The organism is Agromyces sp. CF514, from assembly GCF_900113185.1.
GTDB lineage: Bacteria > Actinomycetota > Actinomycetes > Actinomycetales > Microbacteriaceae > Agromyces.
The window spans coordinates 248,565-271,860 of sequence record NZ_FOZD01000002.1 but is presented as its reverse complement, the minus strand read 5'-3'; the positions used below and the strand labels follow the sequence as shown (position 1 = coordinate 271,860).

Sequence of the window (23,296 nt, the reverse complement as noted above, 5' to 3'; positions counted from 1 at the left end):
GCTGACTGCGAGGCTTGCACCGATGCACGCCTCGCTCACGATCCGCCCCTGCCTGCCCGCCGACGCCGAGTACGTCGTCGCGTTGAAGGAGCGCACGATGCGCCCCGACCTCGAACGACTCGGACGCTGGCACGCCGAGCGCTCGCGCACACGGGTGCTCGCCGCCTTCTCGATCGAGCACACGCGCATCATCGAGCTCGACGGCGAACCCGTCGGCAGCGTCTCGCTGCGGCCGACCGATGAGGCGTGGTGGCTCGAGCTCTTCTACCTCGAGCCGTCGACGCAGGGCCGGGGTGTGGGGTCAGCGGTGCTCGAGCGCCTGCTCGCCGAGACGGACGCCACGGGTGCGACGGTCCGGCTCGACGTGCTGCAGGGCAGCCGCGCGCGGAGCCTCTACGAGCGCCACGGGTTCGTGTTCGACTCCGAAGACGAGATCGACGTCTTCCTCGTGCGGCGGCCCGCCGCCTGAGCGAGCGGATGCCGCGGCATCCGCCTCTCTCCCGCGCCCGTCAGAACAGCCGGCCCTGCGCCACAACCGGCGCACCTTCGAGCTCGAGCAGGAACCGCTTGCGCTCGAGCCCGCCCGCGTACCCGGTGAGCGAGCCGTCGGCCCCGACCACGCGGTGGCACGGCACGACGATGCTGATCGGATTGCGTCCGACGGCGTTGCCGACCCGGCGCGCGAGGTTGCGGTCGCCGAGCCGCACCGCCAGTTCGCCGTAGGTCACGGTCTCGCCGAACGGGATCTCGCGCAGCATCGCCCACACCGCGTGCTGGAACTCGTCGCCGCTCGGCGCGAGCGGCAGGTCGAACGTCGTGCGCTCGCCCGCGAGGTACTCGACGAGCTGCGCGCCGAACGCGTGCACGACCGGGTCGGTCGCGGCGTCGACCTCGGCTCCGAGACTGTCGGCCGGAAGCGGATGCCAGTGCCCCGGAAACGTGACCCCGGCGAGCGCGTCGCCGTCGGCCGTCTGCTCGACGACGACGAGCAGGTCGCCGAGCGCCGTCGGCAGGGTCGCGTGTCGACGTGTCATGCCTCCATGATCTCCCCTGGGCAGCGGCTCGCACCCGGAACGGACAGCGGGAATCGGACTTCACCACCGGCACTGACACCCGGATGCCCCGCCGACCCGACGACGAAACGGCGGGCGACGGGGCATCCGTCAGTACTGCGCGACCGGTCAGCCGTACAGGCGCACGTCCGAGATCGACCACCAGTTGCCCGCGGCCCCGGTCGAGGCGACGCGGAGGTAGCGCGCCGTGGTCGGGGGCACGTCGACCTCGGTGAGCTGCCCTGTGCCGGCCCCGCTGGCGAGGGTCGTCCACGTCGACCCGTCGCTCGAGACCTCGAGCGACCAGCTGCGGGCGTAGTCGCCGAGGTTGCCGCCCGAGTCGACCGCCACGCGGCTGAAGGTCTTCGCCGCGCCGAAGTCGACCGTGAGGTTCTGGCCCGCGGTCTGCGCCTGCTCGCTCGACCAGCGGGTCGACGCATCGCCGTCGACGGCAAGCGGTGCGTCGGCCGCCGCCGAGGTCGCCGTGGCGGTGGCCCCGTCGATCGACACGGGCGTGAGTCCGTCGTCGAAGGCGCCGGATGCCGGCCAAGTGAACGTCGCGAGCGATCCGCCCGGCATCGTGTAGTCGAACGACTTCGAGCCGACCTTCACCGACATGCCCCGCGGGTCGTCGTTCTCGTTGTGCGCCACGAGCACGTACGAGCCGTCGGGGTTGCGGAACGCGACATCCGTGATCTGCCCGTTCCACCCGGTGGTGCCGAACGAAGTGCTCGCGACGCGCACGGCGCCGGGCTTCACGAACTTCGAGAGGTGGCCGATCGTGTAGTACTCGGCATCCGTCGTGACCGTGCCGTCGGGGTGCGTGGTGACGAGGCCGGTGCACGTGCCGCAGCCACCGAGGTGGGGGCCGCCGTTCTCGTCGAGCGCGATGTTCCAGTTGACGGTCGACTTCGCCCAGTTGCGCGTGACGCCGACCGTGATGGTGCGCGCGTGCCACTTGAGCGTGTCGCTGAACACCTTGGCGGGCGGGTCGTCGACGCCGTGCGACCCGGAGCACTCGGTGAACCAGATGCCCTTGTCGGGGAACTGCTCGTGCAGCGCGGTCTGCGCGCTCGGGTCGCCGTAGTAGCAGTGGAACGCGGTGCCGGCGATCCACTTCGCGGCCTTCGTCTGCAGAAGCTTCGCCGGGTAGTCGGGCTCGGGGTCCTGCCCTGGCGGAGTGTTCGCGAGGTCGTTCGGGTGCGTCGCCCAGTTGTGGTCGTAGCCGAGGATCTTCGTCTTCGGGCTCGCGACCTTGAGCAGCGGCCCGAGGATCGTGATGACGCGCGCCTGGTCGGCGACCGGCATGTCCATGCCCGGGTAGCCGTCGGGCGCGCGGTTCTGCGGCTCGTTCTGGATCGTCAGGTAGTCGATCGGGATGCCGGCCTGCTTGTAGGCGACGACGTAGCGCACGAGGTAGGCGGCATAGGCCGCGGCGTTGATCGTGCCCGGCTCGAGCTGCCCGCCGACGAGCGCGTCGTTGGTCTTGAGCCACGCGGGCGGGCTCCACGGCGTCGCGACGATCTTCAGCGCCGGGTTGAGCTTCTTGGCCTGGCGCAGCAACGGCAGGATCTGCGCCTCGTCGTGCGCGATGCTGAACTTGCGCAGCAGGTAGTCGTTCTTGCCGGGCGCCACGTCGTCGTAGGTGTAATGAGCGGATGCCGCGGTGAAGTCGCTCGACCCGATGGGCTGTCGCAGCAGGCTCACGCCGATGCCCTTGACCGGGTCGAACAGCTTCGTCATGGTCGCGTCGCGCTCGGACTTGCTGAGCGCGAAGAGCACGGCCGCAGACGAGTCGGTGATCGACGCCCCGAACCCGTCCATGCTCTGATAGGTCGTCTCGGGGTCGATCACGATCGTCGGATCGGCCGATCGCGTGTCGCCGAACGTCAGCGGAGCCTGCGGCGTGAGCAGGTTCGCCCGGTCGAGTGTCGTGAGCCACACCTGGGCCTGCGGGGTGTCGCCGTTGCCCTGTCGCGCGGCGGTCGCGGTCGCGGGTGCGGCGCCGGTCGCGGGCGCGGCGCCCGCTGCGCCCGCGGTGACGGATGCCGCGAGCAGGGCGCCGATCGCGGCCCCCGCCCACAGCCTGGTCGTCGTCTTCATGGAAAGCCTCCTCGTCGAGTGCTTCGGATCGCGCACCGGTCGTGCGCGCGGGGTCTTGCGTTCGGTGGTTCGGGATGTAACAATTGGAACGTTCGTGTAACGTTGCGCTGCAATCCTGCTCGCCGCCCGCACGCGCGTCAAGGGGTGGTGAACGCATGGCCGGTGCCGCGACATCCGCGCCCCTCCCACCGCGCGCCCGCGCGTCGGTGCGCGACGTCGCCGAGGCGACCGGCCTCTCGATCGCGACCGTGTCGCGCGTGCTCAACGGCAACGCGCAGGTCGCGCCGGCCACCCGCGAGCTCGTGCTCGGCGCGCTCGAGGGACTGGGCTCTGCGGCGCCCATCGCCCGCGGCCACAGCCGCCAGACCGGGGGCCCGGTGTTCGTGCGCTGCCCGTACGTACTCACCGACTACTTCGGCCTCATCGTCTCGTCGATCGCCGAGGAGCTCGCGGCCAACGCCCGCCCCATGCTGCTCGACGCGGGGGAATCGTCGCAGTCGCGGCATCCGCTCGGCCAGATGCCCATGCGAGCCGAGACCTCGGGGGCGATCCTCATCCTGCCGCCCGAAGACGCCGCCGAGCTCGGCGCGCTGCGCCGTCACGGATTCCCGTTCGTGATCGTCGATCCGCGCACGCGCGCGCCCGAGGGCTCGGTCGTCGTGTCGGCGGCGCACCACCAGGGCGCCCGGGCACTGACCACGCACCTGCTCGAGCTCGGGCATCGGCGCATCGGCGTGCTCGCCGGCCCCGACGAGTGGCTGGTCAGCCGCGAGCGCCTCGCGGGGCACACCGCCGCCCTCGCGGAGGTCGGGGTGCTGCAGGATCCGGCGCTCGTCTCGTCGGTCTCGGCGGATGTCGAGAGCGGCCGTGTCGCAGCGGCCGAGCTGCTCACGCGGGCCGACCGCCCGACCGCGCTCGTGTGCTTCAACGACAAGGTCGCCGTCGGCGCGATGCGCGCCGTGCAGGATGCCGGGCTCCGCGTGCCCGAAGATGTCTCGGTCGTCGGCTTCGACGACAGCGACCTGAGCCGCGCCACCACCCCCGGCCTCACGACGGTGTGGCAGCCGCTCGCCGACATGGGCCGGCTCGCCGTCACCCAGCTGCTGCGCCTCATCTCGCACGAGCGCGTCGACGCGCTGCACGTCGAGCTCGGCACCCGGCTCGTGGTGCGGGAGTCGACCGCGCCCGTGCGCGGCCCGCGCTGACGCGCCCGCTCAGACCTCGTCGGCCGGAGCGCTTCCGGCGACGCGGTCGGACCGGTCGCCGGCGGTGGCTATTCGGGCGAGATGCCGTTCGCGCATCGCGAGGAACAGCGGGAACGTGAATGTGAAGGCGGTCAGCAGCGCGCCGACGACGTACAGCCAACCGAACCGCATGCCGAGCCGGCGCGCCTCGACGATGATCAGGATGCTGCCCGCCACCGCCACGCCGAGCAGGTCGACGGTGAGCGACGACACGGCCGGCCCGCCGTCGAACCAGGCGCCGAGGAAGTCCTGCATCTGCACGACGGCGAGCGCGTTGAAGGTCATGGCCGCGATCAGCCCGGCGACGGCGATCACGAGGTAGGTCACGGCGAGGGGCGTCCAGCGCGGAGTCATGACGCCAGTCTGCTGCGTGGCTCTGGCCGCGGCCAGCGCGAGTGCGCGGGAGTGCGAGTGCGACGGATGCGGCCGCGTGCGTAACCCGGCGGCAGCCGCGTGCGTAACCCGGGGCGGCCGCGGTGTCAACGGGCTCCGGGCCGCGGCATCCGATGCGAGACTGACCGGATGCCGCGTCGCACCCGACCCCGTCTGCCCGCCCGTTCGAATCGGTCGGCCAGCTCTGCGGGGCGGATCGGTTCGTCGGCGCGACCGGGCCCGCTCGCCGTGCTGCGCGCGATCGCGCGGTGGGCACTGGCCGCACTGCTCGTCGCCGCCGGACTCTCGCACCTGTTCTGGGCCCGCAAGGGCTATCGCATCGTGGTGCCCGACTGGGTGGTCGACCACGCGCCGATCGACAAGGATGCGGTCGTCGTGGCATCCGGAGCGGCCGAGGTGCTCATGGGCGCCGCCGTCATCGGCCTGCCCCGCGAGCGGCGCCGCATGGGCGCGATCATCGCGGCGTTCTTCGTCGCGGTGTTCCCGGGCAACGTGCACCAGTGGCGCACGGGGCGCTCGGCGCCGATGCTGCGCACCGATCGCGCCAGGCTCGTGCGGTTGTTCCTGCAGCCCGTGCTCGTCGCGTGGGCGCTGTGGAGCACCGCGCCCGACTCGCACCGCTGAAGTCGCCCGTCACGGTGGGGCGCTCGGTCCGGCTCGGCCGCGGTGGGTCTCGGTCCGGCTCGGCGTCGTGCCTCCGACCGGGGCTCAGCAGCCTGGGCCGTCAGGCCGCGCATGGCAGTCGCCCGCCACGAGCACGGTGTCGAACTCGCCCACCAACACCGACCGTGGCGCAGCCGGTACCTCGAGCGTGCCGTCGATCGCACGCCAGGCCGACCCGTCGAACCGGTACTCGGCCGCGAACGTGATCGTCGGCCGCACCTCGAACGTTCCCGACCGTTCGAACACCAGGCTCGTATCGGTCGCGGTGAACTCGCGAAGCCCGAGCTGACTCCACGTCGCACCAGGACCAGCGGATGCCGCGCGCCCGCCATCGCTCGACGCCCACGCGTACCCGACCGGCGTGAATCGCACGGCGGCCGGCCTGCCGAGCAGGCTGCCCGCGCGGGTCTGCGGCCCGGACGTGCTCGACACGAAGTTCGCCGGGAGCCCGACGACCGCCCAGCCGTTCGGCTCCATCACATCACCGCCGATGCTCGGTCGGAACGACGCGATGTCGCGAAGCGTCACGGTCGGCTCCCCTGGAACCTCGGGCACCGGCTCCCCCACGTCGACCCGGCACGGATCCGTCGGATCGAGCGGGCTGCAGTTGACGGGGACTGGAGGGGGAGGAGGTACTTCGACGACCACTGACTCCGACTCGGCATTCGGTATCTCGGCCCCGGGATCCACAGCAGTCGGGGGATGCGGGGGACGGCCAGTGGTACCTTGTCCGGCCTCGAGTTCCGCAGCCGATGAAGTCAGATGCCCCGTCGCAAAGTCGAGCTCGTCAGCAGACGCTAGTGTCGGGGACCAAATCGCGACGCCGACAATCGCGACCACCGCGCCCCTCAGCAGAAGTCGTCGCCACGCCACTCGTCAGATCCATTCGGGAGCAGTTTCTCCGGCGTTTCCTCGGCGGAAGTGATCGACACAATCAGCGGGGTGCGCGCCTGCCTATTGGCGGGTGTCACCACTGCGTCGTTAGCGTCAATGACTTCCGTGCCGCTCGAATCGAGACAGACGTAGAGCGTCATCGTGACGCCCTCAGCCCCCTGAGCCAGCTCCGCCAATTCCACGGAGTCGAACGAGGTGTCGCCGATCAGTCGAAGCCCCTGATCCCTCAGATTCTGGAGGGAATCAGAGATTTCAACCCCATACTCTTCCGTGACCGTTTCGAGAACGTAAGGCGCATCCTGTGCGCCCGATGCGACCGCGTCAAGAGCGCGAAGGTATCGCTCATACGCCTCAACCGCCGCCGCCAGCGCCTCCTCGTCGGACCCGAAGACCGGCGCAACCGCGGTCGGCGACGGCGACGAGGTCGCCTCCTCCCCGGAGGGGTCGGGCTCGCCGCTGCACCCGGCGAGCCCGACCGCGAGCACCACGGCGATCCCCGCAATCATGGGGAGGGAGGACTTTCGAGGAGCGCCGGGCATGCGGTCCACCGTAGGTGATGCGGCGACGACCGACATCCGCTTTCCACAGGCCTGGCCGGGCGGGCCGACATCCGCCGATCCCGTGCGATTCGACGCGCACGCGCGCACACTGGATGCACCGACCGACAGGAGCCGCCATGACCGACGACCACGTGCCCGCCGCGCTCCGCGCGTTCATCGACAGCACGAACCGCGGCGACACCGAGGCATTCCTCGACGGGTTCACCGACGACGCGAGCCTCGACGACTGGGGCCGGGTCTTCCACGGCCGCGACGGCATCGCTTCGTGGAACGAGACCGACAACATCGGCAAGCGCGCGCACTTCGAGCTCGTCGGCATCGAGGCGACGGATGCCGCAGACACCGTCATCGCGACGCTCGCCGTCTCAGGCGGCGGGTACAACGGCACCGGCCCGATCACGTTCACCGTCGCGGGCGACAAGCTGCGCCGGGTGGTCATCGCCCCGACCGACTGAGGCGGAGCGCGTCGGCGGGAGTAGTACGCCCCCGCTCTGCGCGGCACTCCCCGAGCCGCTCAGCGCCCGAGCCAGCCCCCGTCGACCGGCAGCACGACGCCGTGCACGTATGCGGCATCGGGTGAGGCGAGGAACGCCACCGCGCCGGCGATGTCGTCGGGCGTCGCCCAGCGCCCGGCGGGGATGCGTTCCGAGATCTGGCGGAACCGCACCGGGTCGGCCTGGAGCGCCTCGTTCATGTCGGTCGCCACGTAGCCGGGCGCCACGGCGTTGACGTTCACGCCCGATGCCGCCCACTCGTTCGCGAGCGCCTTCGTGAGCTGCGCGATGCCGCCCTTGCTCGCGGCGTAGCCCGGCACGGTGAGTCCGCCCTGGAAGCTCAGCAGCGACGCGACGAACACGACCTTGCCCGATCCGCGCGCGAGCATGCCTCGTCCGAGCTCGCGCGCGACGATGAACGGCGAGCGCAGGTTCACGCCGAGCACGGCGTCCCAGTCGTCGGTCGGATGCTCCGCGGCGGGCGCCCGGCGGTTGATGCCCGCGGCCTGCACGAGCACGTCGGGCGTGCCGTGGCGCTCCGTGATCTGCGCAGCCAGGGCGAGCGCGGCATCCGGATCGGCGAGGTCGGCGGCGAGCGGATCGAAGCGACGGCCGAGCGCGGCGGCCTCGGCCGCGACATCCGTGAGCCCCTCGATCGACGAGCCCACGCCGACGACGTCGGCGCCGTCGCGGGCGAGCCGCAGGGCGATCGCGCGCCCGATGCCGCGGCTCGCGCCCGTCACGACCGCGAGACGCGCGATCCCGGCCGCGCTTGCGCCGACCGCAGGGTCAGCACCGTCCGCGGGGTCAACGGCAGCACCGGCCGCAGCACCGGCGGCAGCGCCAACAGCCGAGCCGGCCGCAACAGCTGCACCGCTCATGATCCGCTCCGCGGCGCCCCCATCGAGGCGGAGATCTCGGCCGCGGTGTCGACGATGCGGGCGCCGAGCTCGCCGGCCGACTCGGGCAGGATGCGCGTCGCGGGGCCCGCGATGCTGACTGCCGCGATCGCACGGCCCTGGAAGTCGAACACGGGCGCCGCGAAGCCCCTGATGCCCTCGCGGTTCTCCTGGTTGTCGATCGCGAACCCGCGCTCGCGCGTCGCGACGAGGTCGTCGGCGAGCTCGGACTCGGTGCGCAGCGTGAACGGCGTGCGCGCCTCGAGCGGCTGCGTGACGTGCGCGGCCCGCGCACCCTCGGGCGTCCAGGCGAGGATCGCCTTGCCGATCGCCGTCGCATAGGCGGGCACGGCCGCGCCGACCCGGCTGAACACGCGCACCGGGTGCGGGCTGTCGACGAGCTCGATGTAGACGACGTCGGTGCCGCTCAGCACGCCGAGGTGCGCGGTCTCCTGCGTCTGGTCGACGAGCGCGCGCATCGACGGCAGCGCCGCCCGGCGCAGGTCGAGTCGGTTGAGGTACTCCGACCCGAGCTGCACGGTCGCCATGCCGAGCGTGTAGACGCCGAGCTCGTCGTCGTACCGCAGGAACTGCCGCGCCTCGAGCGTGCGGAGGATGCGCAGCGTCGTGGGCTTCGAGTACCCGAGAATGGCGCTGCACGCCGCGAGCGTGAGCCCGGGCGGCGGGCTCTCGGCGATCTGCAGCAGCACCTGGAGTGCGCGGTCCACGCTCTGCGTGCCGGCCGTGGCGCCGGCGTCGCGCCGGCCCTCCGACGTGTCGACCATCGAGGCATCCCTTTCGGTATTCAGTGGTGAGCGGATGTCGCAGGGTGGGTGGTGCCCCTACGCTAGCGCCAGCCCGTGGCGGGGCGCTCGCCCGCTCGCAGGCGGGTCAGGCGAGTGCGGTGACCGGGATCTGGTCCATGTCGGCGAAGGCCTGGTTCTCGCCGGCCATCACCCACACGAACGCGTAGTTCGTGGTGCCCGAGCCGAAGTGCACCGACCAGCTCGGCGAGATCACGGCGTCGCGATCCTGGAGCACGAGCGTGCGCGTGTCGTCGGGCTCGCCCATGACGTGCTGGATGCGGTGCCCCTCGGGCAGGCCGAAGTACAGGTAGATCTCGGTGCGGCGGTCGTGCGTGTGCGGCGGCATGCTGTTCCACACGCTGCCGGGCTCGAGCGACGTGATGCCCAGCACGAGCTGGTCGCTGCGCACGCCGTCGGCGTGGATGTGCTTGTGCACCGTGCGGCGGTTCGCCGTCGCGGCATCCCCGGTCTGCGTGGTCAGCGAGTCCTGGAGGCGCACGAGCTTCGTCGGGTAGCCGCTGAACGAGAGCGCCGACGCGAGGTAGAACGCGGCCTCCGCGCCGTCGGCGCCGGCCGCGAAGGTGACGCTCAGCGTGCCCTGTCCGACGTAGAGCACGTCGCGGTGCTCGAGCGTGTACTCGACGCCGTCGACCGTGACGGTGCCCGACGTGCCGATCTGCACGATGGCGAGCTCGCGGCGGTCGCAGAAGCGCTCGCTGCGCAGCTCGGCGGGGGCCTCGAGCTCGATCGGCGAACCCGCGAGCGGCACGACGCCGCCGATGACCATGCGGTCCTCGTGCGTGTAGACGAGCACCTGCTCGCCGGGCACGAAGAGCGAGTCGGCGACGAAGCGCTCGCGCAGTGCGGCCTTGGGCAGCCCCGCGACGTCGGCGGGGTGTGAGGCGTGTCGGATCTGCATGTGTGGTGCTCCTGGTTCCGTGGTGCTCGGTCGGTGATGGCTCGGTGCCGGCTCGGTCGGCGCCGGCTCAGTGGATGACGTTGGTCGGTCGTCCCGCGGCGAACGCGACGATGTTCTCGGCGGCGAGCCGGAAGACGTCGTCGGCCTCGTTGGTGTGGAACCCGATGTGCGGCGTGAGCACGGCGTTGCTCGCGACCGAGGGCAGGCCGTCGACGGCCGGCGGCTCCTCGGTGAACACGTCGATGCCCGCGCCGAAGATGCGGCCCGCGGCGAGCAGTTCGTCGAGCGCCTCGCCGTCGACGACCTCGGCGCGTGCGGTGTTGACGAAGATCGCGTCGCTGCGCAGACGCTCGAGCAGGTCGCGGCTGACGAGCCGGTCGGTCTCGGGCGAGTGGGTCAGGTGCACCGAGACGACGCGCGAGGTCTCGACGAGCTCCTCGAGGCTCACTTGCTCGGCGCCCAGCTCGGCGCTGCGCTCGGGGTCGACGGTGCGGCTCCAGTACACGGGTTCCATGCCGAGGCCCTTCGCGAGCCGGATGACGCGGCCGCCGATCGCGCCCGCGCCGATCACGCCGATGCGCTCACCCGACAGCTTCACGCCCTGGTGCTTCGCCCAGCCGCCCGAGCGCACGATGCCGTCGCCCTCGACCACGCGACGCGCGACCGCGAACATGAGCGCGATCGCGTGCTCGGCGACGCTCTGGCTCGCGAAGTCCGGCACGTTCGTCACGGTCACGCCCGCACGCTCGGCCTCCGCCATGTCGACGAAGCGACGCGCGCCCGTGCCGACGAAGCTCACGAGCTTCATGGCCGACGACCGCTCGAGCAGACCAGCGGGCAGCGGCCCCTGGTCGCCGATGACGTAGAGCGCGTCGAAGCCGCGGGCGGCCGCGATGGCCTCCTCGGGGCGGTCGAACCGACCGCCCTCGATCCATGCGAACTCGTGGCCTGCGGCGCGCAGCGGCGCCACGACGTCTCGCTCGACGATCTCGCGGTACTGGGCTTCGGTGTCGATGCAGACGATGCGCATCAGGGCGGCTCCTTCGGTTCCGGCGGTGGTTCTGGTGGTTCGGGTCATTCAGTGGTTCAGTGGTGCAGTCGTGCGGATGTCTCGTGAAGACGGGGTTCAGCCGAGCGGGTGCCGCGGCCGACGAGCGGCCGGCCGCGGCATCCGCTCAGCCGTTGATCACTCCCCCAGCCAGCGGTTGAACTGGTCGAGCACGGCGTCGATGTTCTCGGAGTAGTAGCCGACGTCCTGCTTGATCGAGTTCGTGACGTTGTCGCCGATGGGCAGGAACTGCTGCACGTCGTCGGGGAACGACGAGGGCTCGAGGCCGATGACCGAGGCCGGGATGGGCGTCGGCACCTTGCTCGCGAAGGCGATCTGGCCCTCGGTGTTCTCGATGACGTGGGCGAGCAGCTGCTGCGCGGCGGCCGCATTCGGCGCGTCGGCCGGGATCGACCAGACCGAGTTCGAGTAGCCGGCCTGGTTCCACGTGATCGAGGCCGGGAAGCCGTTCTCGGAGGCGGCGACGAACGCGCGGTTCGCCCAGAGGATGCCGATGTCGCACGACCCGTTCTCGAACGACTCGATCGACTGGGCGCCGCTGGTCCACCAGGTGATGTCGCTCTTGATCTCGTCGAGCTTGCCGAGCGCGCGGTCGACGTCGAGCGGGTAGAGCTCGTCGGGCGCGACGCCGTCGGCGAGCAGGGCGGCCTCGAGGGTCCAGCCGTACTGGGGGTTGTTGAAGAAGCAGCGCTTGCCCGGGAACTTCTCGAGGTCCCACAGGTCGGCCATCTCGGAGGGCTTCTCGTCGGGGTAGGCCTCGTCGTCCCACGTGAGCACCATGCCGAACGTGCCGACCTCGATGCCGTAGTCGCTGTAGGTGCCCTCGACGAGCTTGTCGACGGGCACGATCGACGTGTCGATCTTCGCGAGGTATCCCTCGTCGGCGGCCTTCTCGGCGTCGTTCACGGTCGGCAGGAACGCGAGGCTCCACGGCACCTGGCCGGCTTCAGCGGCGGCGAAGAACTTCGTCGCGGCCTCGTTGTAGTCGTCGGTCACGGTCACGCCGGTGTCGGCGGTGAAGTCGGCGAAGAGGGTCGAGTTCAGCTCCTCCCACACCTGGCCGCCGCTGGTGTCGTAGAAGAGGATGTCGCCGCTGATGGCGCCGTCCTCGGCGGGGGCGTCGCTTCCGGCGGAAGAACACGAGGTGAGGGCGATCGCCGAGGCGATCGTCGCGGCTCCTGCGAGCAGGAGGCGGTGACGACGGATGGTTCTCATTGCTGCTCCTTGGGGTTCTCGTGGTGCTGGGGTGTGGTGCGTGCTGTGGTTTTGGGTGGTGCGTGCTGTTGTGGTGCGGTCCTTGCGGTGATGCGTGCCGTGTTGGTGCGGTGTTGAGAAAGGTGATGCAGGTGGGTCGGATGCCGCGGGCCGGCCTCGTGGGTCGGCGCGGGCTACTCGGCCGCCACGAGCGCGACCTCGCCGGGCCGCACGAGCAGCGACACGTGGTCGCCGACCGCGGGCGCCGGGAGGGCCGGGTCGAGGTCGACCGAGCACGCGATGCCCGAGGCGTCGAGGTGGATGCTGCGGCGCTGGCCGAGGAAGCGCACCTCGGTGACGACCGCGCCCGCGAGCCGGCTGAGCCCGGCGGGCACGGCCGCGCCGCTGCCGGCCGCCCCGAGCACGAGCTGCTCGGGGCGCACCGAGCACACGACGTCGTCACCCGTGATCGCCGGGTTGGCGCGTGCGACGAGATCGTGGTCGCCGACGCGCACGGTCGCGGTCGCGCCGTCGCCGCCGACGAGGTGTCCCGGAAAGAGGTTCGTCTTGCCGAGGAACTTCGCGACGAAGAGGTCCTTCGGCTCGCGGTAGAGCTGCTCGGGCGTGCCGAGCTGGCAGATGCGGCCGTCGCGCATGACGCCCATGCGGTCGGAGAGGATGAACGCCTCCTCCTGGTCGTGCGTGACGTAGACGGCGGTCGTGTTCGACTCCTGCTGGATGCGGCGCACCTCGGCGCCGAGCTCCTCGCGGAGTCCGCGGTCGAGGGCGCCGAGCGGCTCGTCGAGCAGCAGCACGCGCGGGTTCTGCGCGAGCGCGCGGCCGAGGGCGACGCGCTGCTGCTGGCCGCCGCTGAGCTGGGCGGGGTAGCGGTCGGCGAACCCGCCGAGGGCGACGAGGTCGACCATCTCGGCGACGCGCTTCGCCCGCTTCGCGGCCGGGAGCTTGCGCACCTTGAGTCCGTACTCGATGTTCTCGGCGACCGTCAGGTGCGGAAAGAGGGCGTAGTTCTGGAAGACGAACCCGATGTCGCGCTTCTGGGTCGGCGTGCGCGTGACATCCGTGCCATCGATGTGGAGGGTGCCGCGCGCGGGGTCGAGCAGGCCCGCGATGATGCGGAGCAGGGTCGTCTTGCCCGAGCCGCTGGGGCCGAGCAGGGTGAAGAACTCGCCGGCGTGCACGTGCAGGTCGGTGTCGGCGAGCGCGGGCACGCCGTTGTAGTCGAGGCCGATGTCGGAGACGACGACCTCGCCGCGGCGTTCGCCCGTTGCGGGTGCGGTGGTGGCGTCGGCGCCGCGGGCGCGGCGGGCGGTCGAGAGGGTCATGGCTTCTCCTGTCGGGCCGGGGGTTGGGCCGAGTTCCGGGCGGCCGCGCGGCGGCCGGTCGCACGATTCGTCACGCTGCGCACGACGACGATGAGCACGACGACGAGCACGAGCAGCGAGGCGACGGCGGGCACCGTGGGCACGATGCCGCTCTCGAGGTACTTGTAGATGGTCACGGGCAGGGTCTTGGTGGGGCCTGTCTGGATGAACAGCGCGAGCACGACCTCGTCCCACGAGGTGACGAACGCGATCGCGAACGCGCCGACGACGCTCGGCATGATGCCGCGCACGACGATGGTCCAGAAGGCGCGGGTGCGCGAGGCGCCGAGGGTCCAGGCCGCTGACTCGATGCCACGGTCGGCCGAGCTCATCGCCGCGCTGATCAGGGCGTAGCTGAGCGGGAACGCGATGATCGTGTGGGCGAGGATCAGGCCGAACACCGAGCCCGTGAGGCCGAGCTTCAGCTGCACGTCGAACATGCCGATCGCGAGCAGGATCGCCGGGGTCACGATGGGCGCGAACGCGAGCCCGCCGATGAGCGCCTTGCCTGTCGTCGAGGTCATGCGGCTCGTCGTGCGGGCCAGGATCAGCGCCATGCCGACCGAGAGCACCGCGGTGCCGATCGCGACGATGATGCTCTGCCAGATCGGGCCGAGCCAGGTCTGGCTCGTGAAGACCTCGGCGAACCAGCGCAGCGTGAACCCGCGCGGCGGGAACACGACCGTGCCGGTCTCGCCGACGGCGAGCGGGAAGACGAAGAGCACCGGAATCACGAGGAACGCGATCGTGATGAGGCTCACGACGGCCGACACCGCCATCCACGGCGACCACTTGAACGGCAGCGAGGTGCTGACGCCCTTGGCCTGCGCCGGGCCGATGCCGCCCGGTTGGAAGCTGCCGGCCACCTTCACGACGCCGACGTAGCAGATGATCGTGGCGATGAGCAGGAGGATGCCCATGGCACTCGCGATGCCCCACTGGTAGACGTCGATCTGCTGCTGGATGTAGACCGAGATGGTCTGCTCCTGCGGGCCGCCGAGAATCGCCGGCACGAGGAAGAAGCTCAGCCCGAGGATGAACACGAGCAGCGCGCCGCTCACGATCGATCCGCGCACCATGGGCAGGTACACGGTGAAGAAGGTACGCACCGACGACGCCCCGAGGGTGCGGGCCGCGAGCACGAGGTTGTCGTCGACCGAGGTCATGCCCGCGTAGAGCACGAGCACCATGTACGGCAGCAGGTACATGACCGTGCCGACGAGCGTGCCGGCCTGGGTATAGAGGAGCGAGGTCTCGCCGAAGCCGAGCGCGAGGCTCAGCTGGTTGACGATGCCGTTGGGGCTCAGGATCGAGGTGACCGCGAAGAGTCGCACGACGATCGAGACCCAGAACGGCACGAGGATCAGCAGAAGCAGCAGGCCCGCGGTGCGCTTCGAGAGCCGCGAGATGAAGTACGCGGTCGGGAACGCGAGCAGCACCGTGAACAACGTCGAGTTGATCGCGAGCAGCACCGTGCGCCACTCGATGCGCAGCAGGAAATCGTCGACGAAGATCTTCTGGTAGTTCGAGAAGTCGATCACGGGCGCAGCCGCGTCGAACTTGCCGTCGGGGCTCAGCGATCGCAGCAGCACGCTGACGATGGGCCAGACGAAGAAGACCAGGTAGATCGCGACGACGGGGGCGAGCAGTGCGACACGGGCCGCGATGGCCCCGATGCGTCGCTTGATGACCGGGTCGGCGTTGATCGCCAGGGGGGTCGTCGGGGTGGGGGCGTCGGTCGCGGTCATATCAGCTCCTCTCGTTTCTGTTCGGTTCGTGTTCAGGTTGTGGAGTCAGGATCGGGTCAGCTTGTTCGGGCCGTTGCGGCCGTTCGGGCTGTTCCTTGGATTTTGAAACACCGTACCGAAATTGCATTTCGGTCAGATGTCGGCGGTGTTCCCCCGGGTTTCGGATGCCTCGGAGGGGGCTGCGACCTGGGTCGCCGTCGTGCCGGCGGCCGCCTCATCGGTCGCCGCGGTCGTCGCGGTCGCCGCCACGGGCGCCGCGTCGAAGATCGTGTAGACCTTGCGCACCGTCGCGGAGACCCGCCAGGTGCCGGTCCAGGCGGGCTCGAGCACGAGCACCGAGCCGGGCGCGATGCGCGTGACCGAACCGTCGGCGTGCGTGATCGAGCCCTCCCCCGAGAGGAACTGCATGACCTCGCCGCTCGTGGGCTTGGCCGAGGCGAACTCCCCGGGGGTGACCTCCCAGACGCCGATCTCGAGCCCGTCGCGCACGGCGAGCACGTGCTCGGCCGTCTGCGGGTCACCGGCGAGCACCCGGGCGGGCGCCCCGGTCGGCTCGAGCGCGAGGTCGCGCAGTTCTGCGGGCGTGTAGTCGGCGGCGAGGCTCATGAGTGCTCCAGTGTGGGGACAGCGGTGGGGGCGGTGACGGCTTCGGTGGTGACGGATACCGCGTGGCGGCCTGCTTCGGATGATGCGGCGGCCGCGGCATCCGCGAGTCCCTGGCGATTGACGAGCGAGGGGATGTCGCGCCCGCGCAGCACCGCCGCGCAGCGTTCGGCGAGGCGCGCGCGCAGGCGCTGCTCGGAGGCCTCGGAGTACCACGCGAGGTGGTTCGTGATGATCGTGTTGGGCGCGGCGAGCAGCGGGTCGTCGGCCGTGGGCGGCTCGGTCTCGAGCACGTCGAGGGCGGCGAACGCGAGGCGCCCGTCGTGCAGGGCCGCGGCGAGCACGGCGCCGTCGACGAGCCCGCCGCGCGAGACGTTCACGAGCGTCGCGGTCGGCTTCATGCGCGCAATGGCGTCGGCGCCGATGAGGTGATGCGTCTCGGCCGTCAGCGGAAGGTGCAGGCTCACGACGTCGCCCTCGGCGAGCGCGGTGTCGAGGTCGACGAGCTCGATACCCTCGCTCGCGCCGGCGTACGGGTCGTGCGCGATGATGCGCCCGACGAACGGCGTCATCATCCGGATGACCTCGCGCCCGATGCGCCCCACCCCGATGAGCGAGAGCGTCGCCGTCGACAGCGGTGCGATGGGCCGCAGCTGCGCCCAGTCGGCCCACTCGCCGCGGCGCACGAGCGCGTCGGCAGCGGTGATGCGCCGGTTCGCGTCGAGCATGAGGGCGACCGCATGCGTCGCGACCTCCTCCTCGCAGTAGTCGGGCACGTTCACCACGGCGACCCCCCGAGCGGATGCCGCGGCCAGATCGATCGTGTCGACGCCCACGCCGTACCGGCCGATGACCTTCCACGTGGGGTTCGCGTCCATGACCTCGGCCGTGATGTCGGCGTACTGCACGAGCACGCCGTCGGCGGGGGTGGGGTTGGTGTTGGTGTCGCCGTTGCCGGCGGCGCGCGCGTCGCGGGCGTCGCGAACGCGCACATCGACGGATGCCGCGGCCCCCGCCTCGACGTCGACACTCCCGTACGACGAGTCGAGCACCTCGAGCAGCGGCTGCCCGCTGTTCACGTCCTGCATCCCGGCCACTCGACCACCACTCCTTCGTCGTTGCAATTTTTGGAATGGTATTCCAAAATCTTCGCAAGGCACAAGAGTCGTCAGATGAAGACAGGACAAATGGTCCGGTTCGCGGCGCCGCGTCGGACTTGGCATGAGCGTTTACGCGGCCCAGCGCCAGCCCTGGCTCATATGGTGGGAACTGTGACCGCTGCCGCTCTCTTCCGCTTCGCGATGCCTAAACCTGTTCGGATCACAGGGCGCTCGTCGAGCATCACGAACTCGTTCGTGAACGGGATCATCCCCGTGATCGCGCCGACCGAAGCACAAGTCGATGAGGCGCTGCAGATCCTCGACATGTCAGAAGTCGTGAGTTGCGCCTACTGCGGCGACACTCCGACCGAGTGGGACCATCTTCGTCCCCTCGTCGTCGACAAACAGCCGACCGGATTTATCTCGGAAATCCACAATCTCGTGCCGGCCTGCGGCAAGTGCAACCAAAGCAAGGGCAACAAGCCGTGGCGGGCGTGGATGTTCAGCTCAGCGCGACTCTCTCCCGCGACGCGCGGGATACCGAACCTCGAGCAGCGCGCAGCACGCTTGGATGACTACGAGCGATGGGAAGTGCCGACGCGAATCGACTTTCGGGACGTGGCTGGCCACGACCTCTGGGAGCAGCACTGGCGAAACCACGCCGCGATCATCGCCGCCATGCGAAACGCGGAAGAAACGGTCGAGTTGATTCGGGCGCGCGTCACCGAGGCAAGCCGGGCGACCACTACTCAAGCGCACTAGCCCACGAGGCATCCAACTTCGAAATGCGTCCGCATGTACTCCGAGGCCGCAAGTGGCAAACCTCGACGTCCGAGTCCTCGGCTCTTGCAGCTGAAAGGTCACACCACCCCTAAATTGGGGACGCAGGTATAAGCCTACGAACGCCAGAGATTGTGGAACTGTGTTCCCTGATGCACAAACTTGGAACGGCTCGGGCTATCTCGGGCGCTACGTCGCGCCCATCCCGCCTGGGTCGGACTCGCGCTCGCGGTAGCCTGATTCGCGCCGGTGTATCGCCCCACGTCGGAGCGCCGGCAAACGAGATCGGTCTTGCTCCCATCGGGGCAGGTAGAGGAGTGACGTGCGTGGCGGATTCAAGTGCCGACGAACCATCGGTTGTGAAATCGCGACATCGCGTAAAGGCCTATGGCGAGGTGTTCACGCCGCGCCAGATGGTCGAGCAAATGCTCGACCTGGTCCGGGATGATCTGGAGGCCGGGCCCGGATTCGTCGATAAGACGTTCTTCGAGCCTGCCGCCGGCGACGGTAACTTCCTCGTCGCGATCCTGCGTCGCAAGCTTCGCGCGATTGAGCGGAACCTCCCCGACGACCAGTGGCCGACGGAGTCCCTGTTCGCGGTCGCCTCTGTCTACGGAGTCGAGCTGCTCGAGGACAACCACCTGGATGCGCATGAGGCAATGCTCGCCGAGTTCGTGCACTTCCACGAGCGCCACGGTATCCCTTGCGACCCGGGAACGAGCCTGCGGGGCGCTGCAAACTTTCTCATAGCCACAAACATCGTTCGAGGTGACACGTTGGCCGGCCGCGACGCGCAGGGCCAGGACATCCAGTTCTCTTGGTGGAATCGGATCCCCGCGTCGCCGGGGATGGTGCAGCGCGAGCCCTTCACGCTCGCTTCGCTGCGGGAGCAGCACCTCTTCGATTTCACCTTGTACGAGAGTTATCAGGCCTGCAGGATCGATGAGGTCCACAAGGAAATGAGGGCGAGTGCCTAGTCCGGAGATTCGCACATTCCGTGAGATCGTGCCGCTCATTTACTCCTGGACGACCCCGGACATCCCGAAGTACCAAGGGTGGGAGAAGATCGGCTACACGGAGCAAGAGAGCGCCGACGCGCGCATCGCGCAGCAGGCCTCGCAGCTCGCAGTAGAGAAAAAGAAGCTCTGGTCCCAGCGTGCGTTCTTCACTTCGGAAGCCGGCGGTCGATTCACCGACAAGGACCTACACGCCTACCTAAAGCAGCAGGGCGTGGAGCGGGAGACCCAACCCAAGCGCACCGAGTGGCATCACTTCGAGCCGGCGCCGAAAACCTCGCTGCAATACTTCCAGGAATACGCGAGCGAAACCGGCGGTGTTCCGCAGAGCCCCGAGCAGGATGACTACATCCTCCGGCCCGAGCAGCAGGCAGCGATCGACCAAGCTGTCGCCGCCTTCCACACCGGCAAGGACGAGGTCCTCTGGAACGCGAAGCCGCGCTTCGGCAAGACCCTGACTACCTACGACCTGATGCTGACCCTCGACGTTCAGAAAGTCCTCATCGTTACCAACCGCCCGGCGATCGCGAACTCCTGGTTCGACGACTTCACCCGGTTCATCGCCCACCAGACAACATTCCAGTTCGTCTCGGACTCTCCCTCGTTGGAAGGCCGGAACCCAATGAAGCGTGAACAGTGGCGTACGTTCGTGACGCAGCATGCCGGTGAGGACCCGCGCATCGTGGAGTTCCTCTCCTTGCAGGACCTGAAGGGCTCGAAATACCACGGTGGCTCGTACGACAAGCTCCGGCACATATCCCAGTACGACTGGGACCTCCTCGTGGTCGACGAAGCCCACGAGGGAGTCGACACTGTCAAGACGGATGTCGCGTTCGATCACATCAAGCGCACATGGACGCTGCACCTGTCTGGCACCCCGTTCAAGGCGCTTGCGGCCGGGAAGTTCGAGCAGGACCAGATCTTCAACTGGACGTACGAGGACGAACACAGTGCGCGCGAGAACTGGGCCGAGGATGGCCAGGAGAACCCGTACGCCTCGCTGCCCAAGCTCAACCTCCTGACCTACCAGCTCTCAAGGATGATTTCCGACCGATTGAGCGAGGGTGTCGCGATCGACGAGGACAAGGCGAACATTGACTACGCCTTCGATCTCAACGAGTTCTTCGCCACCAAGGAAAACGGCTTCTTTGAGCACGAGACAGAGGTCAAGAAGTTCCTCGACTGCCTGACCACCAACGAGAAGTACCCGTTCTCCACGCCGGAGCTGCGCAACGAAATCCGACACTCGTTCTGGCTGCTCAACCGTGTCGCGTCGGCGAAGGCGCTGGAGAGGCTGCTCAATAGCCATGACGTCTTCAAGGACTACAGGATTGTCCTCGCCGCCGGCGACGGTCGCTCAGATGATGACGCGGACCCGATCGCTTCGGCCAAGTCGTTGGATCGGGTGCGGACGGCCATCGCAGAGGCCGAGAAAGCGGGCGGCAAGAGCATCACACTCTCGGTGGGACAGCTGACCACGGGCGTCACGGTTCCCGAATGGACCGCAGTCATCATGCTGTCCAACCTGTCCTCGCCGGCGTTGTACATGCAGGCGGCGTTCCGCGCGCAGAACCCCTGCACGTTCGAGCGCGCCGGAAGTGTCTTCCAGAAGCAAAACGCGTACGTCTTCGATTTCGCCCCGGAACGCACGCTGACGATCTTCGACGCGTTCGCCAACAACCTGAACCCAAGCCCACCGCAGGACCAGGAGGCCCGGCAGGAAAGCATCCGCCGGCTGCTGAACTTCTTCCCGGTGCTCGGCGAGGATTCCGAGGGGCGGATGGTCGAGCTCGACGCAACTCAAGTGCTTACTTTCCCGCAGGTCTTCAAGGCCCGCGAGGTGGTGCGGCGGGGCTTCTTGTCGAATCTCCTGTTCGCCAACGTCGCCGGCATCTTCCGGTACACCGAGCACGTTAAAGAGATCCTCGACAAGCTGCCGACCGCCAAGCAGGGCAAGGTCGTTCACGGGCAACCCCTCGAGATCCCAAACCCGCCTCCCGTCACCGATGGGGCGGGACAGGTACAGGTGGATGTGAACACTGTCATAAATCCGAAGATCGCAGAGCTCGGCAAACCGGTCTACAGCATCGAGAGCATCCCGACCGTCACGCCCGAGATGCCGGCGCACAGGGCTGCGATGCAGATCGCGAAGGCGATTACCGACCAAAGCGAGCAGAAGCGCGAGGAACTGAAGAACACCTACGGGCTCACTGTCGCGCAGGTCCAGCGCGACGTGCAGCGCACCGAGCAGGCCGTCAAGAACCAGGTCGAGCGCGCATACACCGAGCACCGGATCGCCACTCATCACCTTGAGCACGAACGGGCGATCGCGCCCACTGAAGCGGAAGCCAAGGTCGTCGAGTCCAAACTCGTCGAGCAGGATGAGACCTTCAAGGCGAGCATCCTGACCATTGTCGAGACGACCATGGACGCGATCGTGCCCGACGTCGTCACGCGCGAGGAGACCAAGAAGGAGCAGAAGCGGGCGAACCAGACCATGGACGACGCCCGCTCCCACCTGCGCGGGTTCGCTCGAACTATCCCAATGTTCCTCATGGCGTACGGCGATCGCGACATGCGGCTCTCGAACTTCGACGAAAATACTCCAGATGACGTCTTCGAAGAGATCACCGGGATCACCGAAGCTGAGTTCCGACTCCTGCGCGACGGCCAGGAAATCACCGAAGAAGACGGCACGATCACCAGGATTCCAGGCATGTTCGACCAGTCGGTCTTCGATCAGGCCGTCCAGGAGTTCCTGGACAAGAAGGAGGCCTTGGCTGACTACTTCGACGAGGCGCAGACCGAGAACATCTTCGCTTACATCCCGCACCAGAAGACCTCACTGGTCTTCACCCCGCAGCCAGTTGTGAAGATGATGGTCGACACCCTCGAGACCGAGAACCCAGGCATCTTCAGCGACCCGACCAAGACCTTCGCAGACCTGTTCTCCACCGCGGGCCTCTTTCTAATGGAGCTAGTGCGGCGCCTCGACACGGGCCTCGCCGAAGTTATCCCCGACCAAGATGAGCGGCTGCACCATATCCTGACCACTCAGGTGTTCGAGATGAGCCACAACGAGATCCTGCACCGCATCACACTCGAGGCCGTCTCCGGCGGTGTCGGGGAACGCAGGATCTGGATCGAAGAATCAGGTCACTTTGAAGTCGGCGATCTTGCCCGCATGTCCGACTCGGAGCGCGTGAAAACCCTAGACGCCATGCTGACGGAAGGGCCGCAACTATGAGCAAGAAGTTCGACGTCGTAATCGGGAACCCGCCTTACCAGGAGGAAGCACAGGGCGGTGGGACTCGGGACACCCCCGTGTACCACCTGTTCATGCAAGAGGCGTACAAGGTCGGTCGGAAGGTCGTGCTCATCACGCCGGCACGCTTCCTATTCAATGCTGGCTTCACGCCCAAGGCGTGGAACGCCCAGATGCTCGCCGACCCGCACCTCAGCGTCCCTTACTACGTGCCGAACAGCGATGACCTTTTTCCGGGCACGATCATCAACGGCGGTATCGCGGTGACCTACCGGGACGCCGAGCGTGAAGGCGAACCGATTGGCACCTTTACGCACTACCCCGAGCTCAACACAATCGTCCACAAGGTTGCTGGGTCAGGCATCCGTTCCATGGAGTCAACCATCACGAGTTCCCGCTCCTACAGGTACTCCACAAAGCTCTACGACGAGAACCCCAGTGCTCGCGCCCTCCGGCCCGCAGGCAATGAAGCTCTGATCAGCACTAACGCGTTTGATCAGTTTGAATTCGCGTTCTACGGCGAACGACCTGAAGACGGCGGGTCCTATGTTCGTGTGCTCGGGCTCGATGGGAAGAAGCGGGCCACCCGCTGGATCCGGAGCGACTACATCACAGGGCCTGGCAACTTCGACACGTACAAGGTTGTTGCGCCAGCATCTCGGGGGCACCTCGGAAAGTTCGGCGACGCGCCAGCCCTGATTCTCGGTGAACCCATGCTTGGTGAACCGCATGTCGCGGTTACGCAGACCTTCATCACGATCGGGGCATTCGAGACGAAGGCCGAGGCCGAGGCTTGTTTGAAGTACGTGAAATCCAAGTTCGCACGCACCATGCTCGGTGTTCTCAAGGTCACCCAGCACAACCCAGCGAGCACATGGAAGTTCGTGCCTCAGATCGACTTCACCGCAGCGTCCGACATCGACTGGTCGAAGTCGATCGCTCAGATTGATCGACAGCTCTTCGCCAAATTCGGTCTCGAGCCCGATGAGATCGCGTTCATCGACGGGAAAGTGAAGCCGATGGAATAGCGATGGCCCCTCTGATCACGCGGTACGCCGTTGCGCCGGAAAAGCTTCGTTCGGAACCCCGGCGGCGATGAACTCACACCAATG

General features: G+C 68.3%; 22 protein-coding genes. 8 read left to right on the top strand and 14 right to left on the bottom strand.

The genetic code is table 11. From position 1 onward, the window contains the following. Positions 1-22: 22 nt before the first annotated feature. Positions 23-469 (top strand): GNAT family N-acetyltransferase, encoded by a 447-nt coding sequence (locus BM342_RS14120; RefSeq protein ID WP_092967288.1) that lies wholly within the window; start codon positions 23-25, stop codon positions 467-469. Between the two features lie 40 nt (positions 470-509). On the opposite strand, the gene BM342_RS14115 is transcribed toward BM342_RS14120, so the two are convergent. Together BM342_RS14115 and BM342_RS14110 are read right to left on the bottom strand one after the other, a co-directional pair. Then, positions 510-1,034, bottom strand: coding sequence for a methylated-DNA--[protein]-cysteine S-methyltransferase (locus BM342_RS14115; protein WP_092967286.1), 525 nt, complete (start codon positions 1,032-1,034; stop codon positions 510-512). Between the two features lie 147 nt (positions 1,035-1,181). Continuing rightward, positions 1,182-3,155 (bottom strand): discoidin domain-containing protein, encoded by a 1,974-nt coding sequence (locus BM342_RS14110; RefSeq protein WP_092967284.1) that lies wholly within the window; start codon positions 3,153-3,155, stop codon positions 1,182-1,184. Positions 3,156-3,310: 155 nt separating this feature from the next. On the opposite strand from BM342_RS14110, the gene BM342_RS14105 reads away from it, so the two are divergent. Continuing rightward, positions 3,311-4,360: a LacI family DNA-binding transcriptional regulator gene (locus tag BM342_RS14105; RefSeq protein WP_092967282.1), complete on the top strand. Its 1,050-nt coding sequence runs from the start codon at positions 3,311-3,313 to the stop codon at positions 4,358-4,360. Positions 4,361-4,369: 9 nt separating this feature from the next. On the opposite strand, the gene BM342_RS14100 is transcribed toward BM342_RS14105, so the two are convergent. Continuing rightward, positions 4,370-4,753, bottom strand: coding sequence for a DUF2834 domain-containing protein (locus BM342_RS14100; RefSeq protein ID WP_092967280.1), 384 nt, complete (start codon positions 4,751-4,753; stop codon positions 4,370-4,372). Positions 4,754-5,023: 270 nt separating this feature from the next. On the opposite strand from BM342_RS14100, the gene BM342_RS14095 reads away from it, so the two are divergent. Beyond that, positions 5,024-5,416, top strand: a complete 393-nt coding sequence (locus BM342_RS14095; protein WP_092968660.1) for a DoxX family protein — start codon at positions 5,024-5,026, stop codon at positions 5,414-5,416. 84 nt (positions 5,417-5,500) lie between these two features. Here BM342_RS14095 and BM342_RS14090 read toward each other — a convergent pair whose 3' ends face one another. Further along, positions 5,501-5,983: a hypothetical protein gene (locus tag BM342_RS14090; RefSeq protein ID WP_143109891.1), complete on the bottom strand. Its 483-nt coding sequence runs from the start codon at positions 5,981-5,983 to the stop codon at positions 5,501-5,503. A 320-nt stretch (positions 5,984-6,303) separates the two neighbouring features. Beyond that, entirely contained in the window at positions 6,304-6,924 is a 621-nt protein-coding gene (locus tag BM342_RS14085) for a hypothetical protein (protein ID WP_143109890.1), read from the bottom strand. Positions 6,925-7,025: 101 nt separating this feature from the next. On the opposite strand from BM342_RS14085, the gene BM342_RS14080 reads away from it, so the two are divergent. After that, positions 7,026-7,364, top strand: coding sequence for a nuclear transport factor 2 family protein (locus tag BM342_RS14080; protein ID WP_092967274.1), 339 nt, complete (start codon positions 7,026-7,028; stop codon positions 7,362-7,364). A gap of 59 nt (positions 7,365-7,423) precedes the next feature. On the opposite strand, the gene BM342_RS14075 is transcribed toward BM342_RS14080, so the two are convergent. The 9 genes from BM342_RS14075 to BM342_RS14035 form a co-directional block, all read right to left on the bottom strand. Beyond that, positions 7,424-8,146: an SDR family oxidoreductase gene (locus BM342_RS14075; RefSeq protein ID WP_304528494.1), complete on the bottom strand. Its 723-nt coding sequence runs from the start codon at positions 8,144-8,146 to the stop codon at positions 7,424-7,426. Between the two features lie 134 nt (positions 8,147-8,280). Continuing rightward, positions 8,281-9,087 (bottom strand): IclR family transcriptional regulator, encoded by an 807-nt coding sequence (locus BM342_RS14070; RefSeq protein WP_092967270.1) that lies wholly within the window; start codon positions 9,085-9,087, stop codon positions 8,281-8,283. 106 nt (positions 9,088-9,193) lie between these two features. Continuing rightward, positions 9,194-10,027: a 5-dehydro-4-deoxy-D-glucuronate isomerase gene (kduI, locus tag BM342_RS14065; RefSeq protein ID WP_092967268.1), complete on the bottom strand. Its 834-nt coding sequence runs from the start codon at positions 10,025-10,027 to the stop codon at positions 9,194-9,196. A 67-nt stretch (positions 10,028-10,094) separates the two neighbouring features. After that, positions 10,095-11,057, bottom strand: a complete 963-nt coding sequence (locus tag BM342_RS14060; RefSeq protein ID WP_177232206.1) for a 2-hydroxyacid dehydrogenase — start codon at positions 11,055-11,057, stop codon at positions 10,095-10,097. Between the two features lie 156 nt (positions 11,058-11,213). After that, positions 11,214-12,311 (bottom strand): extracellular solute-binding protein, encoded by a 1,098-nt coding sequence (locus tag BM342_RS14055; RefSeq protein WP_092967264.1) that lies wholly within the window; start codon positions 12,309-12,311, stop codon positions 11,214-11,216. A 173-nt stretch (positions 12,312-12,484) separates the two neighbouring features. Further along, the gene (locus BM342_RS14050) at positions 12,485-13,633 is read right to left on the bottom strand and encodes an ABC transporter ATP-binding protein (RefSeq protein ID WP_092967262.1); all 1,149 of its coding nucleotides are present in this window, start codon (positions 13,631-13,633) and stop codon (positions 12,485-12,487) included. Next, positions 13,630-15,420 (bottom strand): ABC transporter permease subunit, encoded by a 1,791-nt coding sequence (locus BM342_RS14045; RefSeq protein ID WP_092967260.1) that lies wholly within the window; start codon positions 15,418-15,420, stop codon positions 13,630-13,632. Before BM342_RS14045 ends, BM342_RS14050 begins: the two co-directional genes overlap by 4 nt. 132 nt (positions 15,421-15,552) lie before the next feature. Continuing rightward, positions 15,553-16,026: a cupin domain-containing protein gene (locus tag BM342_RS14040; RefSeq protein ID WP_092967258.1), complete on the bottom strand. Its 474-nt coding sequence runs from the start codon at positions 16,024-16,026 to the stop codon at positions 15,553-15,555. After that, the gene (locus tag BM342_RS14035) at positions 16,023-17,111 is read right to left on the bottom strand and encodes a C-terminal binding protein (RefSeq protein WP_177232205.1); all 1,089 of its coding nucleotides are present in this window, start codon (positions 17,109-17,111) and stop codon (positions 16,023-16,025) included. Before BM342_RS14035 ends, BM342_RS14040 begins: the two co-directional genes overlap by 4 nt. 183 nt (positions 17,112-17,294) lie before the next feature. Here BM342_RS14035 and BM342_RS14030 point away from each other — a divergent pair, with 183 nt between their 5' ends. From BM342_RS14030 to BM342_RS14015, 4 genes are all read left to right on the top strand, one after another. Next, positions 17,295-17,885 carry an HNH endonuclease signature motif containing protein gene (locus BM342_RS14030; protein ID WP_177232204.1) on the top strand — a complete coding sequence of 197 codons (591 nt, stop codon included), beginning with the start codon at positions 17,295-17,297 and terminating at the stop codon, positions 17,883-17,885. A gap of 344 nt (positions 17,886-18,229) precedes the next feature. Beyond that, positions 18,230-18,880 carry a DNA methyltransferase family protein gene (locus BM342_RS14025; protein ID WP_143109889.1) on the top strand — a complete coding sequence of 217 codons (651 nt, stop codon included), beginning with the start codon at positions 18,230-18,232 and terminating at the stop codon, positions 18,878-18,880. Positions 18,881-18,908: 28 nt separating this feature from the next. Further along, entirely contained in the window at positions 18,909-22,166 is a 3,258-nt protein-coding gene (locus BM342_RS14020) for a DEAD/DEAH box helicase (RefSeq protein ID WP_255368815.1), read from the top strand. After that, on the top strand, positions 22,163-23,212 hold the full coding sequence (locus tag BM342_RS14015; RefSeq protein WP_092967250.1) for an Eco57I restriction-modification methylase domain-containing protein: 1,050 nt from the start codon (positions 22,163-22,165) through the stop codon (positions 23,210-23,212). Before BM342_RS14020 ends, BM342_RS14015 begins: the two co-directional genes overlap by 4 nt. The last annotated feature ends 84 nt before the right edge of the window (positions 23,213-23,296 follow it).